The organism is Bacillus sp. SIMBA_005, assembly GCF_046535585.1.
Taxonomy (GTDB): domain Bacteria; phylum Bacillota; class Bacilli; order Bacillales; family Bacillaceae; genus Bacillus; species Bacillus pumilus.
In genome coordinates, this window is the sequence record NZ_JAWRWI010001073.1 from 1 (window position 1) to 240 (window position 240).

1 protein-coding gene is annotated in these 240 nt (G+C 62.1%); it reads right to left on the reverse strand.

Going from position 1 to position 240, the window contains the following annotated elements; translation table 11 throughout:
- Nucleotides 1–240, reverse strand: a 240-nt coding sequence (locus SB660_RS23425) for a hypothetical protein (protein ID WP_410584969.1), incomplete at both ends; no start/stop codon positions are given.

Here is a 240-nt window from a genome sequence, read left to right on the forward strand (position 1 = left end):
GAATCAGGTCACGCACGTAGGCGGCGAGTTGCTGGGCATAATTGCCGGCGTCCGGCTGCCCGTAATGGGCCTTGGCGTTAGCCAGGGCCAACAGAAAGATCGCCTCTGGGTCGATGCTGGTCTTGTCGGAGTCGTTGTCCAGCGGCAAGAGGCCGAACTGCCCCTTCACCCGTAGCAGCCACGTGGCATCCGAAGGCGCAGGCAACAGCTCGATGCACTGCCGAATCTCGTAATGGCTGG